This window comes from Methylobacterium sp. J-001 (genome assembly GCF_022829565.1).
Taxonomy (GTDB): domain Bacteria; phylum Pseudomonadota; class Alphaproteobacteria; order Rhizobiales; family Beijerinckiaceae; genus Methylobacterium.
Genome location: NZ_JAKSYN010000039.1, coordinates 1 through 1,449 on the forward strand (window position 1 = coordinate 1; position 1,449 = coordinate 1,449).

Here is a 1,449-nt window from a genome sequence, read left to right on the forward strand (position 1 = left end):
GTCAGCCGCAGCCGCCGTGCGCGCGTCGCGGGCGAGATCGGCGATCAGCACGGTCGCGCCGGCCTGCAGATCGTCGATGTACGAGCCATAGTCGCGGAACCTGTGCAGCCCGGCGATGGCCGGGACGCCGGGCGTGCTCCAGCCGCGCGTGATCACGATGGTCTCGCGGCTCTGATCGACGGCGCCGTACCCGGCGTGAGACAGATCGAGCGTCTGGCCTATGATCTCGGCCGCGGCTCCGATGATCTCCGATCGCTCGCTCAAGTCCTTGAGGCGGTCGCCCAGGGCGGCCAACGCCGCCTGACGTAGGGCATCGAGCTTGCGCGCGGTGATGTCGATCGACACCCCCGGATACCGCAGCGGACGGCCAGCCGCGTCGTGGTAGCAGCGCCCGCGGGCATAGACCCAGCGCACGCTACCGTCCGCCCTGAGCAGACGGTACTCCTCAGCGAACTCACCGGCAGTGGCTAGTGCCAGCTCGATCTTCGCACCCACCCACGCCCGGTCGTCGGGATGGATGCCGTCGATGTAGCCGGCGATCGGAGTGCCGACCGCCGCCGCGGCGGGATCGACCGAGTACAGCTCGGCGAACCGCGCGTTGGCTACGATGCGGTCGTAGGGCACATCCCAGTCCCACCAGCCCACGGCACCGGCCGCCTCGAACGCCAGGCTCAGGCGCTCCTGACTGATGCGCAGCTCCTCCTGCGCCGCCCGCTGAGCAGTGATGTCACGGGCGACGCCAGAGAAGCGCGCCGGCCGTCCGGCCTCGTCGTGCTCGATCTCGCCCTTGCGCGCGATCCAGCGGACCTCGCCGGTGTCCGGCCGGCGGATGCGGTACTCGACGTCCCGCGGTGCCGCGCCGCTGCTGCGCGAGCGGGCGGTGGAGATCAGGTGCTGATCCTCCGGGACGATCAGTTCCTCGAACGCCGTCGACGGGTACGCCTCGCGCTCCGGCAGGCCATACAGGCGGCAGAACTCCGGGCTCGGCCGCAGGATGGCGTCGGCGATGCCGATCGAGAATACCCCGACCCCGCCCGCCTCCTGCGCCCTCTGCAGACGCAACGCGCTGTCCCGCAGCGCATCGGCATTGCGGCGCTGCTCGGTGCGGTCGCGCAGGATCTTGACGAAGCCGATGGCCGCGCCGGCCTCGTTGCGCAACGCCATCATCTCGCCATTGGCCCAGAACCGCTCGCCGCTCTTCCTCAGGTGCCAGCGCTCGTCGATGCCGCGGTCCACGGTCAGGGCGCTGTGCATCTCCTGGTCGGGGATCCCGGCCTCACGGTCTTCGGGGGTGAAGAACACGTCGGCAGGCTTCCCGCAGACGTCGCTCGGGGTCCAGCCCAGGATCCGGGTAGCGCCGGCGTTCCAGTCGATGACGTTCCCCTTCAGATCGAGCACGATGATCGCGTAGTCGATCGCGCTCTCGAACACGGCGCGGTAGCGCGCCTC

The 1,449-nt window shown here is 70.2% G+C and carries 1 protein-coding gene; it reads right to left on the reverse strand.

The genetic code is table 11. The features are described from left to right. A partial coding sequence (locus MKK65_RS03690) for a PAS domain S-box protein (protein ID WP_243955397.1) occupies nt 1-1,449 on the reverse strand: 1,449 nt, incomplete at both ends.